Source organism: Desulfobulbaceae bacterium (assembly GCA_013792005.1).
GTDB lineage: Bacteria > Desulfobacterota > Desulfobulbia > Desulfobulbales > VMSU01 > VMSU01.
Window position 1 is genome coordinate 1 of the sequence record VMSU01000094.1, and the last position, 16,565, is coordinate 16,565.

General features: G+C 47.6%; 15 protein-coding genes. 6 read left to right on the forward strand and 9 right to left on the reverse strand.

The annotated features are described in order from the left end of the window. Positions 1-200: 200 nt before the first annotated feature. Positions 201-2,219 (reverse strand): HDOD domain-containing protein, encoded by a 2,019-nt coding sequence (locus tag FP815_05230; GenBank protein ID MBA3014339.1) that lies wholly within the window; start codon positions 2,217-2,219, stop codon positions 201-203. A gap of 371 nt (positions 2,220-2,590) precedes the next feature. Between FP815_05230 and FP815_05235 the strand changes: the two genes are divergently transcribed. Continuing rightward, positions 2,591-3,127 carry a hypothetical protein gene (locus tag FP815_05235; protein ID MBA3014340.1) on the forward strand — a complete coding sequence of 179 codons (537 nt, stop codon included), beginning with the start codon at positions 2,591-2,593 and terminating at the stop codon, positions 3,125-3,127. A gap of 72 nt (positions 3,128-3,199) precedes the next feature. Here the strand turns inward: FP815_05235 and FP815_05240 are convergent, their stop codons facing one another. The 8 genes from FP815_05240 to FP815_05275 form a co-directional block, all read right to left on the reverse strand. Then, complete coding sequence (locus FP815_05240; GenBank protein ID MBA3014341.1) at positions 3,200-3,817, reverse strand: class I SAM-dependent methyltransferase; 618 nt, start codon at positions 3,815-3,817, stop codon at positions 3,200-3,202. A gap of 42 nt (positions 3,818-3,859) precedes the next feature. Then, positions 3,860-4,420: a peptidylprolyl isomerase gene (locus FP815_05245; GenBank protein MBA3014342.1), complete on the reverse strand. Its 561-nt coding sequence runs from the start codon at positions 4,418-4,420 to the stop codon at positions 3,860-3,862. Positions 4,421-4,455: 35 nt separating this feature from the next. After that, a complete protein-coding gene (locus FP815_05250) occupies positions 4,456-5,730 on the reverse strand; it encodes a Ni/Fe hydrogenase subunit alpha (protein MBA3014343.1) in 1,275 nt (424 codons plus the stop codon). Positions 5,731-5,845: 115 nt separating this feature from the next. Continuing rightward, on the reverse strand, positions 5,846-6,649 hold the full coding sequence (locus FP815_05255) for an NADH:ubiquinone oxidoreductase (protein MBA3014344.1): 804 nt from the start codon (positions 6,647-6,649) through the stop codon (positions 5,846-5,848). Then, positions 6,649-7,548 (reverse strand): oxidoreductase, encoded by a 900-nt coding sequence (locus FP815_05260; GenBank protein MBA3014345.1) that lies wholly within the window; start codon positions 7,546-7,548, stop codon positions 6,649-6,651. Before FP815_05260 ends, FP815_05255 begins: the two co-directional genes overlap by 1 nt. Further along, positions 7,548-8,591, reverse strand: a complete 1,044-nt coding sequence (locus tag FP815_05265; GenBank protein MBA3014346.1) for a hydrogenase — start codon at positions 8,589-8,591, stop codon at positions 7,548-7,550. Before FP815_05265 ends, FP815_05260 begins: the two co-directional genes overlap by 1 nt. 210 nt (positions 8,592-8,801) lie before the next feature. Next, positions 8,802-10,214, reverse strand: a complete 1,413-nt coding sequence (locus FP815_05270; GenBank protein MBA3014347.1) for a sigma-54-dependent Fis family transcriptional regulator — start codon at positions 10,212-10,214, stop codon at positions 8,802-8,804. Continuing rightward, entirely contained in the window at positions 10,211-11,434 is a 1,224-nt protein-coding gene (locus FP815_05275; protein MBA3014348.1) for a PAS domain-containing protein, read from the reverse strand. The genes FP815_05270 and FP815_05275 overlap by 4 nt, the downstream gene beginning before the upstream one ends. 312 nt (positions 11,435-11,746) lie before the next feature. On the opposite strand from FP815_05275, the gene FP815_05280 reads away from it, so the two are divergent. The 5 genes from FP815_05280 to FP815_05300 all read left to right on the forward strand — a co-directional run. Next, a complete protein-coding gene (locus FP815_05280; protein ID MBA3014349.1) occupies positions 11,747-12,349 on the forward strand; it encodes a helix-turn-helix domain-containing protein in 603 nt (200 codons plus the stop codon). 33 nt (positions 12,350-12,382) lie between these two features. Beyond that, positions 12,383-14,041 carry a hypothetical protein gene (locus FP815_05285; GenBank protein MBA3014350.1) on the forward strand — a complete coding sequence of 553 codons (1,659 nt, stop codon included), beginning with the start codon at positions 12,383-12,385 and terminating at the stop codon, positions 14,039-14,041. 70 nt (positions 14,042-14,111) lie between these two features. Continuing rightward, entirely contained in the window at positions 14,112-14,540 is a 429-nt protein-coding gene (locus FP815_05290) for a response regulator (GenBank protein ID MBA3014351.1), read from the forward strand. A 174-nt stretch (positions 14,541-14,714) separates the two neighbouring features. Continuing rightward, positions 14,715-16,034 (forward strand): sulfite exporter TauE/SafE family protein, encoded by a 1,320-nt coding sequence (locus FP815_05295; protein ID MBA3014352.1) that lies wholly within the window; start codon positions 14,715-14,717, stop codon positions 16,032-16,034. Next, a partial coding sequence (locus tag FP815_05300) for a hypothetical protein (GenBank protein MBA3014353.1) occupies positions 16,031-16,565 on the forward strand: 535 nt, incomplete at its 3' end. The genes FP815_05295 and FP815_05300, both read left to right, overlap by 4 nt.

A 16,565-nucleotide genomic window follows, 5' to 3' on the forward strand; every position in this document is an offset into this window, starting at 1 on the left:
CATCCCGGCTTTGGGCCATCTTTGGTCGCGACTCAATCACAAAATCCTCGACGTAGCGCTGCTAAGCCTGCGGTTTTGTTCAATCGGCGCAACCAAATCTGACCCAGATCCGGGCGCGATCCAGGTAAATTGGTATTTTCCAAGTCCCTAAATAAAGGATAACCGCCCGTTTTTAAGATTTGATCTGACTGTACTTCAACTTAAGCCTGATCAGCGCTCACTGTTTTGTTTCTGCCCTCAGCTTTGGCCTGATAGAGCGCTTTGTCTGCCTTTCTGATCACCTCACTCACCGAAGACATCTCAGGCTGAAATGAAGCCACCCCTATCGACACGGTCAGCGCTTGTTCGGGAAAACGTTTTACCAAGAGCTGCCCCAAGGTCTCAACCTCCTTACGCAACCTTTCCGCAAAGTAATAGGCATCCTCCGAGTTGGTCGATTCCAAGACAAACATGAACTCCTCACCGCCGTAACGGCCGACATAATCTATCGGTCGCGAAATCTTCTTCATGGTCGAGGCCAGGAGTTTAAGCACGGAATCACCATGAAGATGCCCATAAGTATCATTGAATTTCTTGAAGAAATCGACATCCACCATGCCCACTGCCAAAGAAATCTCCCGATTTCGGGCTCTTTTAAAACAATCGCTCAGTACAACATTGAGATAAGCACGGTTATGGATCCCGGTCAACCCATCGTGATAGGCCAGGGTGGACACCTCATGAAATCGTCGAGCATTCTCCAGAGCAAGACCAAGCTCGCCAGTGATTATCGTCAATGTTGTCAGGTCTTCCGGGTCAATTGGCCGATGGGTCTCAAAATTGTCAACCTCAAGAACGCCGATAATGGTATTACGACTCAGCACTGGAATAATGCCCATTTCATGAGCTGAAAATTGGCTAAGAACTTGGTTATCCATAGAACTGCCATCATGAAGCAGAGCCGGGGATTTCCCCCGAAGACAAGCCAGAAGGGTCGCAAATTCCGCTCTGACCTCAATCTCGATGCCACGCATCTCCTTCATACGATCACTACCGCTTGCCCCAACCACTTTCAAACTTCTCTGTCCACTGTCGATCTGCAGGAAACAGACACGATCATAACCAAAATCCTGCTTTACTGATTGCAAGGTAATCGCCACGACTTCCCTCACATCAAGACTCTTGTGTAGCTCCCCCAAACTCTTCCTGATCTGGGTCAGGTGTTTGACCTTGTCCTGCAACTCTCCATACAGATAGTAGTAATTGGTGTTGAACCGACTCAACTGAATATTAGAGAAAAGCAGATTCTCCTTAAACTGCTCCGCTGTCGGCAAGGAGAAATCGTAAAATTCAGCGATATCCTTGATCTCCCGGTTCGCTGAAGTTATCAGTTCCTGCAGGTTAATCTCCTTGAGTGGAATCAACTCCTCCACCTCAGGCTGCAGAATGGAATTACGGGCGATCCGCACCGACCCCGCCCCCAACAACCAGGCGATAAAATTGGCCAGGGAGACCATGGCGATCAGCATCTTTTGCCCCTGGCTCAGGGGCAGATCAATAAATCGCCGATGATGCAGCACCATGGCCAGCACTACAGTATCAGGCAATCCCCATTGCTGACAGATAAAAGCCCCGATATCGGCATGGCTAAGCCCGATAATCTTTTTTTCAATATCAACAAGCAGACCGTCCTGGCTATCGAGGCGTCCGAGGAAGTCACTGTAAGTAATCCGACCGTAAGTCTCAGCTACCACCTTGCCAATATCATGAAGGAGACCGGCAATATACGCCTCTTCAGGATCAGGATATCCAAGTTTATGGGCCAGCCCACGGCAGAGAGTGGCCACGGTCAGGCAGTGCTGCCAAAAGTCAACCCGATTGAAGGCATGACGACCCCGTTTACCACTGATGAGTTGCTCGTAGAGGACCACATCCATGGCCAGAGACCGGACAGCCGTGAACCCTACCAGGACCACGGCGTGCTTAATCGACGATATCTTTTGGCGCAAACCATAGGCAGCCGAGTTGACAATCCTCAAGATCTTGGCGGTTATAGCTGGATCTGTCTCGATAAGACGGACCAGATCACTAGCTGCTGAGACATCATCCCTGGTAAGCCTGAGCAACTTGATCGCCACCACAGGCAAACTAGGCAGCTTGGACACCTCATGACCGAGCACCTGTTTAATCTGTTCGGCTGTCGGCAGGATCGCCGATATTGTGAAAGGACGATGTCTCATGGTATCGTAGTTACTCGTTACATTCAGCAAAGTTAACCAGCACAGCTCAAAATGATCCCCCAAAAAGAATCGGAAGAACCTTCACTTGCCCTTGTTAAACAGCAAAAATTACGCCACATTAACGCTAACTTTCAGCTTTGTCCGTTCAGAACATTACTTAAGTGATTTTTATACAAATAGCGACTCTTCCTTGGCCAAGGAAGGATGAAAGAGGGAATAATCTTCGGAAAAATCTTTAGCAAACAACAACACCAAAGGCAAAAACTGGATAATAATCCGATAAAAACTTGATGGTTTCCGGCAAAGGATTAATATTTTTTTGCCTCTTCCACGACATCAACTCACTGTCACCAAAAAGTACGAGACCAGCAATGAACTCAAGTAAGCATTTGATACTGCCGATTGATAGACTATGGGATGGTTCGATAGCGGACGCCGACGAACAGGCAAAAGTTGTCTTTGCCCTGACCCCATCGGGAATGAACGTCGAGGTGACCGCCCGCTTCCATGGCGACCCGGCTCCCAACCAACCCGTGGGGCAGACTGACGGATTATGGAATTATGAGGTGGTGGAACTTTTTGTCGCCAACGAAAAAGACGAGTACCTGGAGTTGGAAATTGGCCCACATGGCCATTATCTCGCCTTGTTGTTTTCTGGGAAGAGACTTCTGACACGCCAGGATATCGTGGTTTTCTGCCAGACAACCATTGATGGCGCATTGTGGAGAGCAACGGCACATGTGCCTCAGTCATGCTTGCCGCACAACCTCAGCCGAGCCAATGCCTATGCGATTCACGGCAGGGAGGGAGCAAGACGATTCCTGGCCGCCTTCCCCCTTTCAGGGACACAGCCAGATTTTCACCAGCTGAACTTTTTCAAGCCGTTGACAGATATTGTCAGGGTTTAAGACTTGTAACGAATAGCACAGCAAATCGTTCAACCACCAAGGCTTGATCCGCCGTCAGGAGATAACCCAATGCTAATTCTGCAAGGCCCGTTTTCTGAAATGGCAGATCCAGTTGAGAGCGCCTCCCGAAGCTTGGTTGGCATCAAAATGCCCCCGGCGCATAGAGATAAGCTCAAAATACGGCTCAATGGCCGACAGCACCTCCCCGGCCGAAAGCTGCGGTGGACCGGGCCTGTCACCCCGGTCTTCGTCCTTGCTGCCAACCAAGGACAACCAGCGACCGCCGTCACTCAGCAATTCGGCAACCCGGGCAGCAATCCTGCTTCGGTCAACCAGGGCGTCAAAGGTGTGAAAACAACCACGATCAAAAGCAAAGACGAAGGGTGCGCCAGGCGGCTGATCCCGCATGATATCCCCACAAAAAAAGGCACAGGTCACCTTGGCTGACTCAGCCTTCGCCTCTGCCTGAGCAAGGGCGATGTCGGAAAGATCGCAACCAGTGACCTGAAAGCCATGGCTGGCGAGCCAGATGGTATTATTACCAGTCCCGCAGCCGATATCTATCGCCGAGCCAACAACCGGCACGGGAAACGAAGTAAAAAAATCAATCAGATTATGATCGGGCCGATTGAGTTCCCACGGCGTGTCCTTTTCCTGATACCGTTCCACAAAAGTTTTTTTCTCAGTCATGCCTTAGCGCCCCTAAGCTCTGCTAACAATTTGAGTTCCCAGTCAACTGACGGCATGCAGCTTAATTTCGAAGGTCAAGTTGCGGCCGGCAAGCGGGTGATTACCATCGATTACCACCTGATCGCCATCGATCTTGACGATTCGACCAAAAACCTGACTCCCATCGGCGCGAACAAAATCAAGCTCGACCTCCTGTCTCACCTCAACCCAGGCCGGGAGTTCTGCAACCGGCACTGTCCAGATCAAGGACTGATCTTTTGCCCCATAGGCCTCTGCCGGCTTGAAAACCACGGTCTTAGTCTGCCCGAGGTCCATACCAACCAAGGCAGTGTCAAATCCCTTAATCATCTTGCCCTTGCCAACCACAAATTCGAGCGGGGTTTTACCGATATTGGTCTCAACTACGGTGCCGTCCTTCATCTTGCACGTATAATACACTTTAACCTTACTTCCTTTTTTCACATGGGCCATACAACTCTCTCTGTAATAATTGTTCCCTGAAACTTCATAACACATGCCTGAAATTTCGTGATTAGCTACGTCTGCTGGTGAATAAGTGCAGCGCATGCAACAGCAACCCCGCCCCATACCGTAATCGATCACAGGGCACCCTGTAATCGATTACCAGCAGACTCCTCTCAATGCACCGAGCAGGAGATACACGGGTCATAGGCCCTGACCAGCATCTCAGCCAGCAGTTCAAGTTCTCGGTCCTGTATCCCCTCCGCCGCGAACTTCTCGGCCAGTGCGCTCAGATCATATTGAATATTGGCATGATTCTGACTAGTTGGTATGATGCAGTCGCACTTAACAATATGCCCAGCCTCATCAAAATCATAGCTGTGGTAGAGAATACCTCTAGGCACCTCTACCGCCGCCACTCCAACACCAGCCTTGGGAGTGACCAGCTGCCTCGGCTCCTGCCATGGCACCCCAAGCAGCTCGTCGATGAGTTGAATCGAATCATACACCACATGAACGCACTCAACCAATTGAGCGATATTATTCATGTAAGGATTATGGTTAACCGGAGTCAAACCGAATTCGGCGGCCACATCCTGGGCCAAAGGATGGAGGAATTTAAAATTATTATTGACCCTGGCCAAAGACCCGACAGCAAACGCCTCCCGTGACAGTTTACTCCATTTGGAGGTAGACTGGTCCACCAGGTACTCATTGGTCATCTGCCGGTATTCCGACTCACCCTTCACTACCCCATCGGTCGAAATCAAATCGCCGCCGATAAAGGGATAATCCTGCGCCCCTTTCAGCGAGACAAATTCAGTCTCCCGAGAAAAATCAGGCAGACTGAACGTCTTAAATAACTCGACAGTAGCGACAAGCCCCGGGATTGAGTCAGCCAGTCTTTCACGGAAAACAGCAAGTTCCTTGCGGTCCGGCAGCATAGTAAAACCTCCGACCACAGTCGTTGTCGGATGCAGACGCCTGCCTCCAACACAATCGCACATGTCATTGGCCAGTTTTTTAAGGCCCGCGGCTCGAGCAACCACCTCAGGACTCGATTTGATTAACGGAAACACACTGCCGATATTCAAAAAATCAGGCGCTGCCAAGAAATAGAGATGGAGGATATGGCTCTGCAATGTTTCCATATGTTTCAACAGCAGCCTGAGCCTTGTGGTTTGGAGGGTGGGGACCATGAGAAAGGCATTTTCCACCGCTCGGATACTGGCCAAGGTATGGCCGATGGAGCAGATACCACAGATGCGACCACAGATCCACGGGGCGTTATCCCATTTCTTGCCGACCAATATCGCCTCAAAAAACCTTGGCGTCTCAACGACTTCCCACGTGGCCTGGCGCAAAACACCATCCTGAATGCTGATCTTAATATTGCCGTGACCTTCAACCCTGGTAAGATGATGGACATTGATGTCGCAATTGACCTTCATACGCTACTCCCACCCTATAATAAAATTACTCGAGAACAATTGACCTGATCCTACGAATGGTCGAACTGTCATTTATGGCAGCTCGCTGCTAGCCACTGTAAGGTCAATGACCGCACTATGGCTTCTGCCCACTGCGGAGCGGCCCGACATATGAAGCAAAACCGCCAAAACACTCCAAACGATCAATGATTGTATCTTTCGAGAACCCATACTGTTCCATGATGCAGATCAACTGCTCGACATTACTGTCCGCAGCCGGCCCTCGGCACCCCCCACACCCGGACCTGCTGTTCGGGCACCAGGCGTCGCAACCTCCTTGGGTAATCGGCCCCAGACAGGGCTCTCCGACATCAAAGAGGCAGATATTACCGTTAGCCTTGCACTCCATACAGACCGGATATTTGGGGTAGACGATCTCGCTGCCGATGGCTAGCGCCGTGACAATTCGCTCAACCTCCTCCTTTTTTACCGGACACCCATAAATCTTAAGATCAACAGTCACCACCGCATCCAGCGGCTTAACCTCGGAGGTTTCAATCGGATGGTCGCCATACACCTCTTTCTTCACCCAATCCAGGTTGAAACGATTTTTCAGCTGATTAACCCCGCCAAAACAGGCGCAGGAACCAAAAGCCACCAAGACCTTGGCATTCTTACGGATTACCTTGAGCCGCTCTTCCTCATCCGGACGGGTTATGCTGCCCTCGACAAAGGCAATCTCATAGTCGTCCGTGCCGCCGCTCATCCCTTCGCGGAACTTGACCACCTCCACCAGAGAGAGGAAATCAAGCAGGGTTGCCTCGTTGTTTAGAATCTGTAACTGGCACCCCTCACATGAGGAAAGCTCGAAAAAGGCAACCTTGGGCCGATAGACGGGAACGCCCAGAAAGGTTTTCGGTTGAACAGGTGTCTCGGTCATCAGATTGCCTCCTTCAGATTCAGTACGGTCCAGTAATCAAAAACCGGCCCGCTCAGGCAGGTGTAGGTCGACCCGACATTACAACGGCAGCACTTGCCCATGCCGCAATGCATTCGCCGCTCAAGGGATACAAACATCTTCTGCATCGGAATATCTTTCTGGTTAAGCATGTTACAGACAAACTTGAACATCACCGGCGGGCCACAGACAATGGCAAAGGTGTTCTGGAAATAATCATCACCCCGCTCGGCAAACAACTCCTCCAAAATCTTGGTAACCAATCCCGTCCGCCCAGTCCAGGTGTCATCAGCATGATCAACGGTCACATGAAGATTCAAATCATCGGCCCGCCACATATCATACTGATAGGTGAACAGCAGTTGCGAGGGATCTTTGGTGCCATAGATGATATCCACGGCATTGAAGCGGCTCCGGTTCTCCTGAACATAGGCAATGGGAGCGCGTAAGGGGGCAAGACCCAAACCACCTGCGATCAGCAGGATATTCTGGCCGTTCATCTTCTCCATGGGGAAACTGGTGCCAAAGGGGCCGCGCAAGCCTACTTGGGTACCGCGCTCGATTTTGGCCAGAAAATCGGTGAGACTACCCACCCGTCGGATACACAGTTCAACATCCCCCTTCCGCGAAGGAGATGACGAAATAGAAAACGGGGCCTCACCGATACCGGGAATCTCCAGCATCAAAAACTGTCCGGGGAGGAAGTCAAACTGATCCCGTTCTCTAGGATCGATAATCTGAATCCGGTACAGGTTTTCATATTCGGTTAGCCGGTGGATGCTGGTAATCTCTGCCTTGTAGGTAAATTCAAATGCGGCGAGATCGGTCCGTCGATGGTAATGCCCATGGGTGATTGGCACAAATTCAAGTTTATTGCCCATTATATCGTCCCTCCGCGCACACTTGATATCACTTCCGGCACAGTAATCTCGGCAAGGCAGGACTCGCCGCAGCGCCCACAGCCAACGCAGAGTGACTCCTCATAAGCCTCAACAAACCCCCGGTGCTTGTGATAGTAGCGATACTTCAATCGGCCATGTCGTTCGGGCCTGAAATTATGCCCGCCCGCGACCTCGGCAAAATCGATAAAATTACAGGAATAGAGCATCTTGGTCTTGGTTGCCCTGGAAAGATCGACATCCACCTGCTCGTGTACGGTGTAGCAATAACAGGTAGGGCAGACATTGGCGCAGGTCCCACAGGAGAGACACTTGTCGCCCCAGTATTTCCAGACCTCGGACTGAAACTCCATGTCCAGGATCTTGGTCAGATCGGTAGTGTCGACATGGGTAGTGAATTTCTTGTTCTTATCAGCCACCACCTGCTGGTAACTGACCTGGTCCTCCTCGACCGGTTCTCGAGATTCGACCTGCTTAAGCAGATTGAAGGCAGTATCAGACAAAATTTCAACAAAATAGCTTCCCCCAAGATCAGTAATGAACATATCGAAACCATGGAGGGCGGTATCAGATCCCATTGACCGGCAGAAGCAATAGGGCTGAGGCAAGCAATCAATGCCAATGATGAACATATTCTGCCGTTTGGCCGCATAGTAGGGCATCGGATAAGCCCCGCCGAGCAATACCTTGTCCAGTTTATTCAACGCGTTGATATCACAGGCATGGAGCCCAAAAAAAACGTGCTGCTTGGTGCTGTGGTAATCAACTTCCTTATCCCAATCCTTACCCGACAATCGAAATGTGGCAAGATCTTCTCTAAAGGGCAGAAAATACTGCTTCGCAGGTAGTTTGGTGGTCTTGTAATCCAACCTGACATCATGGAAGTCGAAGACCTCGGAAAAACCATGGATCGGCAGACCATGTCGGTCGGTGCCAATTTCAACAGGGCCGATCACCGTATTCTCAGCAACCAGCAACTCAAACAGGCGTTTCAGCCCATCTTTTTGTATCACCCTGAACAGCATAGTTCACCTTCCCTTGTTGAAAAAATAAATTAGACCACTGGCCCCATCATAACCTCGAAGACGCCTCGCTCCAGACCCGACATAATTTCAACATTCTATCACATTAAGGGCCTCTTTTGACAACAGAAAAATTTGTCACCCTATCGAAACGTAAGTCGCAAGATCGTCCGGCCATGATCCTGAACTATAACCACCTATGGAATTCACTAACTATTGATCAAGCTCGTGACCCTGAGCTACTCTAAAAGAACATAAATCTATTCCATATCTATTAATCTTATCATACAGACATTTTCTCGAAATCATCAAGGTCTTGTGGGCAGCAATCACATGACCGCCATGCATACGCAAGGCATTGATTATATGATTTTTTTCAGCTTCATCCACTGCTTGCCGCAAAGGGACAACCCTATGATCATTATGGACCATGGGATCTGCCATCGAATCATCGATGGCAGATCCATGGATATCGTCCTGGTAAACGCACAATCTTTTGACATAATTTTTAAACTCCCTGACATTTCCCGGCCAATCTCGCTGAGATAACTGCCGAATGATCGCCAAATCAAAAGATGCAGCCACCTTGCCATACTCTCTACAGAAAAAATCAAACAACAGAGGGATATCCGACACCCGTTTTTTTAATGGTGGCATCGTAATCGGCAACACATTCAGTCGAAAATACAGATCCTGCCGAAAACGCCCGGTCTCTATCTCATCGGCAAGAACACTGTTCGTCGCTGATAAGATTCGCGCCTGCACGGGGATAGAATTATTCGCGCCCAACCTGGTAATGGCCCTATCTTCTAGAATACGCAGCAGTTTCGACTGGAGATTGACAGGCATACTGCAAATTTCATCAAGAAAAATGGTCCCCTCTCCTGCAAATTCAAATTTGCCGATCTTGGTCTGGCCGGCACCGGTAAAGGCGCCTTTTTCGTAGCCAAACAACTCGGCCTCCAGCATTTCTGCTGGAATTGCACCCATATTGACTGCAACAAATGGTTTATCACACCGATCTGACAAATTGTGAATCGCCCGCGCCACCAACTCTTTCCCCGTTCCGGTTTCGCCGGCAATCAAGATTGGTTCATCTTCTTTTGCCACAATCTCGATGGTGCAGTAGAGACGCCGCATCAATGGATGGGCACCAATAAGGCCATGAAACCTATCACGTTTCTCCCTTGCAAGTTCCAGTTGCTCGCACAGACCTCTGTTGTCCATCACCAGCTTCATTTTTTCCACGGCCCGGGCAAGGGAAACGAGCAGCACATCCTCGTCCACCGGTTTTTCCAGAAAGTCGTAGGCGCCTTCCTTCATGGCTTTGACTGCCATATGCACATCACCATGCCCGGTAATCATAATCACCGGCAAATCCCGGCATTCACCCTTGGCCCGCTGCAAGAATTCCAACCCATCGATAAGCGGCATTTTTATATCAGCAATCACGGCCAGATAACTTCCTGAAGCAAGAACTGCCAGCGCCTCTGCCGGTTTATCAAAGCTATCTACCTCATAACCGTGCAGGACAAGCGTCTGATGAATGGCCGCTAGAAGATAGGAATCATCATCAACCACCATAATGTTACCATGTTTCATACAAAGATTATCCTTATGGATCATGCACCTTCTTTACTGTAAGGAGGCAGGTGAATAAAAAAGCAGGAACCACTTCCAGGGGTGCTTGCTACTTTAACAAAACCGCCGCTGCCGCGGACGATACGATCAACTATGGACAGGCCAAGACCCATTCCTGATCCAACTTCCCTGGTAGTGAAAAACGGGTCAAAAATCCTGCCCATCGCATCAGAAGAAATTCCAGCGCCGGTATCCCGAATGGAGATCACAATATACTCTTTCTCCAATAGGGTCTCAGGCTCAATATTTTGTGCCAGATAGGTTTTTATGGTCAAATGTGGCGCCGGGGTATCCCCCATCGACTGGACGGCATTTTGAATGACATTGATAAAAACCTGTTCAAGCCTGACTTCATGATTAATTGTTTGCGGAATACTGCTATCGAGATCCAGTTCGACCTCAATATCTGACAGGGCAAGCTGAGTACCGAGAAATTTGAGAATATTCATCACAATAGAATTAATCTCAACGGGATAAGTATTAGACGAATCCTTGCGTGCGAAACTTTTTAGACTTTTGATAATAGACGATGCCTTAATGACACGATCGATAATTATTTGCAGATTATCTTCCAGCAACAGTTTGTCGATTGCCGTTCCTTCCAGGCTCTTCACACAATTTCGAGCAAAAAGCAGAATTGCGTTTAACGGCTGAGTCAACTCATGGCCTATCCCCGCTGCCATCTCGCCAAGACTGGCCAATCTCCCAGAATGGATCAACTGCTCCTGAGCTTCTCGAATCCTGGACATCATCTTATGAGCATCGCTCATGTCCTTGGCAATGATCATATGAAGCACCTGCTCCGATTCGGTAATAAAGGTGGAACCTTTCAAACTGACTCGAAGGCCTCCCCCTTCACGAGTTTTAAATTCCGTCTCAATATTCCTGAACTCCCCTCCAATAACAAGTTCCTTAATCCAGCTACACGCATCGTCAGCTAAAAATGTATCAAAACAAAGTTTGCCATAATCATCTGAAGAGAAGCCAAGCAGAGTGAGAAACTCTTCATTTGAATTAACAACCACAAAATCTTCCGTCATGACAAAAAAAAGGTCTGAAAGATTGGCAAGGATCTGTTCTGAAAAAACCTTCTCTGCTTTGACCTCTTCATGCTTTTTTAGAATCCGGACCACAAGATCCTGTTTCTGCTTTTCAAGCAGTTCAACTAATTTTTCATTCGGCTCGAGTTGGTTTAATCCCACCATTAACCTCACACATTAAAATTTCACCTGAAGTAACCATAACCACACTTATTTGTCACCAAATTTACACACCCCCAAAAACCTCTATCTATCGGGCATCGGAACACTATCCTGGACTTCTCTATCACCGAATATACACATAGGCGCCTGCCATGCCTTCACCTTGACCTCAGCCACAAACACCAATCACTACTTATAACTATCCATAATCACAAACTAATTATCTCCACACAGTCCATCCTCCAAGATTGGCACAATAAATGCTAACCCAACAATAAGACATCAACACAATCGAATTTTTCAACAGAAAATACTATGAAAAACAAACTATTAAGCATAGACCAAGTCGCCAATGTCTGCGGAGTATCTCCAGACCGCGTGAGACGGTGGATTGAAAAGAGAGGCTTAAAGACCGACCCAACCAATAACACAGAAGAATTTGTTCATCACGCTGATATGATCGATTTTTTTGTTAAATTCAACATGCCTATTCCTGATTCTATCTTACCCTTCAAGACAAAAAAAATTCTATTCATTTATGATACAAATTCTGACAATAAAGTTTTCATGAGTTTTCTTATTGAATTTCTAGGCAACTTAAGAACTGAAAACAATAATTTCATTACTGACCATATCTCCTACGGACCGGACGCAAAGATTAAGTTGATGGTATTCAATCCTGATTTGGTACTTCTCGACATGACAGAAAACGATAATGATGCCATTAACATGAGCATCCAAATAAAAAGCACCGAAGAATTCAATAAAATTAAGCTGGTGGCAATAACCTCTGACCAATTGCTTGAACTATACAAAAATAGAGCTGTTGCATGTGGAATAGATGAAATACTCCCTTATTCAATGAACTTAACATTGTGCACAAAAAGTATTATTTCTCATAATGGTCTTGAGTACTGAAATTCATATTAATACTATAACTATGAGTAGAAAATGAAAAAAAATAGTTCATATTACTCAAGAATAAAAAAAAGGTTTTCGATTACATTTATTTTAATAGCGTTACTTCCGCTACTGATGATCTCGTGGAGTTCATCACAATTTTATCAAAATTCATATTTAACAGATACAACCAACGGCCTGAAGAGAATTGCAGTAGACAGGACAGAAGTAATTAATCTTTTCATTAACGACCAGAAAATACTGTTACTCCAACTCATCCAACTTTATTCCTACAATGATTTTTCAAACCAAGATGAACTAGATAGAATATTTTCTGCAGTATCAAAAGGTGGCATTGTTGATTTGGGAGTCATTGATGCAGCCGGAAAGCATGTAACCTATGTTGGCCCATATCGGCAAAAACTTATCGATAAAAACTATGCCGATGCAGAGTGGTTCCAAGAAGTTATGGTTAATGGGAGCCACATCAGCGACATTTTTCTCGGTTTTCGTGGTGTGCCCCATCTTGTGGTTGCGGTATCAGATCCACTAAAAAAATGGGTATTGCGTGCCACTATCAATTCGGAACTACTCAATGGTTTCTTACAAAGCGCCAAGATCGGCGAAAAAGGTGATGCCTTTATTGTTAACCGGACAGGAAAATTGCAAACTCCCGACCGGTTCAACACCGATAGCCTGACCGAGGACGAAAAAAAACTACTTGGCTACCATACTGGCTCTGAAGTCACTGAGATCAACAACTTTATCTATGTAACAAACTGGCTCAAAGACGGAGACTGGCTCCTGCTAATCAAACTAGAAACCAAAAGTGTCTTTGAGGTGTTTTATCATGCACGCAACATGGACCTTTTTACCCTGCTTGGCGCCTCACTAATGATCATTGCCGCATCGATCGTAATAATTCGGCATATGGTTAACAAAATTGAAGTCGCGGACCGAGAAAGAGCGGGCATTGACAGCCAAATGCTCCAGGTCGAAAAGATGGCGTCACTTGGCAGAATGGCGGCTGGTGTCGCCCATGAGGTAAACAATCCTCTGCAATTGATCACAGATCAGTCCGGGTGGATTGGAGAGCTTCTGGATGAAGAAGATCCCGAAAAGTTGATGCACTTGAGTGAATACCGTAAATCTATTGCCAAAATCAAATTACATGTATCACGAGCCAGCTGCGTCACCCACAGACTGCTGGGATTTTCACGAAAGATCGAAGCTGAAAAGGAATCGGTAAATATTAATCTTCTTATTGAAGAGGTGATCTCTTTTATTGAAAACTCGGCAATGAATAGTGATATCACCATCAATAAATACCTGCAAAATGATATCCCGACCATCATGACTGACGGCGCTCAAATTCAGCAGGTTATTCTGAATATTCTAAACAATAGCATGGATGCCATAAGCAAACATGGAACAATAGACATAACAAGCAAAGTCGATGGGCAGAACATCCTGGTTGATTTCGGTGATACCGGCCCAGGAATCAACCCTGAAATTATGGACAATATATTCGACCCGTTCTTTACCACAAAAGAACCGGGAAAAGGAACGGGCTTAGGTTTATCTATCAGTTACAACATCACCCAATCCTTAGGAGGTTTGATTGAAGTACGAAACAAAAAAAATGGCGGAGCCATTTTCACCTTAAAACTACCGATTATCAAACTGTGTAATCTCGGATTAAAAAAATAGCTTCACCTTACAAAACCATAATAACCCAGGCAGTTACGTTTATTTTACCACAAAAAAAGGAGAAATGAATATGACGAATTTCAAGGTGTTGATCGTAGATGACGAACAAGATTTTCTAGAGACAACTACCAAGAGAATGCAAAAAAGAAACATCCAATGCGAAACTGCAAGTAGCGGCAAAGAAGCTATTGAGAAGATTAACACCGGTGACTTTGATGTTGTACTGCTGGATGTAAAGATGCCCGGCATGGATGGCGTCGAAACATTGAGGGAGATCAAGCGAATCAAGCCACTTATCGAGGTGGTCATGCTTACAGGCCATGCCTCGGTTGAATCCGGGATAGAGGGAATGAAGTTAGGGGCCTTCGATTATCTAATGAAACCGATGGAACTTGACCCCTTGCTGGAGAAAATCAAGGATGCCTATGCGAAGAAACGCATCCAAGAAGAAAAGATTGAACTGGCACAGATAAAAAAGCACATGAGCATGCCAAGCTAAACCAACGAGTCAGCCCCCACCCTTGTTCCAGTTTTACTCCATCACCAGCGAATAACTAGAGGGAAAAGACTCCAATGTCACGGCGAAATGACTAAGTGGGCGAGCATGCCTGCGTAGCCAAAAATAATCTACCTTAGTTACCAACCACAACACCTCAAGGAGAAAAGAAAGAAAATGAACATTATCAAAGAGATCGGTCAATTCATGATGATGGGAGCGAGGGCCCATGCCCACTGGGAGATTGAGACCTCGCAACGAATCATCCGCGACCCCAAGCGACTCGTTATCCTAGGACTGCTCTGCCTGCCGATCATGTTGTTCGGAGTCGCTTACGCCGAGGACATCTCCGGCATACTCCCCTCGTTCATCGGCGGTAAAACTGCGTACTCACCAGCCTTCTATACCCCAACCATCTTTTTCGCCTCTATCGGCGTCGGTATCTGCGCCGGTTTGATTACCGGCTGCATCGGCGCTGGCGGCGGTTTCATCATCGCCCCCGCCCTGATGAGCGCCGGCGTCAAAGGTATCCTTGCTGTCGGCACCGACCTCTTCCACATCTTTGCCAAGGCGATCATGGGTAGCGTCCTGCACCGCAAGATGGGCAACATCTCGATCGGCCTGGCCTTGTGGTTCATCCTGGGATCCATGGGCGGAGCCACCCTTGGCGGCTCCATCAACCGCAGCATCTATGACGCCAATCCGGTAATGAGTGATGCCTTCATCACCTCTATCTACGTTTTCATGCTGGGCTTTTTGTCATTTTATTCCCTGATGGACTTCTTTAAAGCCCGTAAGGCCGCTGCCGGACTGGCCCAGAAATCAGAAGAAGAGCAGAAAATATTCAAGGCGGGAACCATGACCGGCCTTGCCCAGAAACTGCAAGGAATGAATATCCCGCCTATGGTTCATTTTGATCAAAGCATCGTCCCAGGCGGCCGTAAGCTTTCAGCTTGGTTTCTGATTCTTTCCGGGGCCTTTGTCGGCCTGGCAGCCGCCATCATGGGAGTCGGCGGTGGCTTCCTGACTTTCCCCATTTTCGTCTACGCGTTAGGTGTTTCTTCCGCCACCACAGTCGGCACCGATATCTTCCAAATCATCTTCACCGCCGGTTACGCTGGACTTGGCCAGTACGCCATCTATGGTTTCATCTTCTACACCCTGGCCATGGGAATGTTACTGGGCTCACTGATCGGTATCCAGATCGGCTCCTTGGTAACAAAAGTGGTTCCTGGCCAGACGATCTGCGGTTTCTACGCCACCGCAGTTATGGCAGGTTTCATCAACCGGGTCTTCGCCTTGCCGGTCAAACTTGCAAAGATGGGGTTAATCCCCCTCGACCCCGACACCGGAAAACTCCTCGAAAATATAGGCATCTATGCCTTCTTTATTGTAATTTCGGTATTTTCACTTTGGGTTTTTTGGACGTTTTTTTCAAATATTAAAACTTTAAAAGGTGAAGGACACAGTACTCACGGGAAGGAGGCACACGCATGATTGCCAATAAAAAGGAATTCAGCTTAGGGCTTGTTCTGTTTGTCGGCTTCTGGGGCTTGTTCATAGTACTGATGTCGCCGGTATTTGCCGGCAAGAATCTCTTGGATTATATGGACAACCTCTATAATATGATATCCAAGAAGTCGTCATATTACATCCCTGTTGTTCAGAAAAAGCTGGTGGACTATACCGGGCAACAGGTTTCTTTCACTTTGAAAGCCAAAGGCGAAGAAAAGATCGTCCGCCTGACCAAAATGTTTCAAGCTTCTGGAGCCACGGTTACGCCCGATGGCGAGAAGCTTGAGATCTCAGGCGACTTGAACGCCATGATCAACGCTGCCTTGGTCGACAGTGAGGCGATGTTTCACAATGACGGCAAATCGATAATAGCTAAATACGGCAGCGACGAGCGAAAAGTGCTTTATGACTGGTGGGATGCCTTTAAAACTGCCGAAAAAGAGATGAACAAAAACGGCAAGTTCAAGGAAGGAAAGATCTTTAACAATGCCCAAACCAAGGCCATTGAGCCCG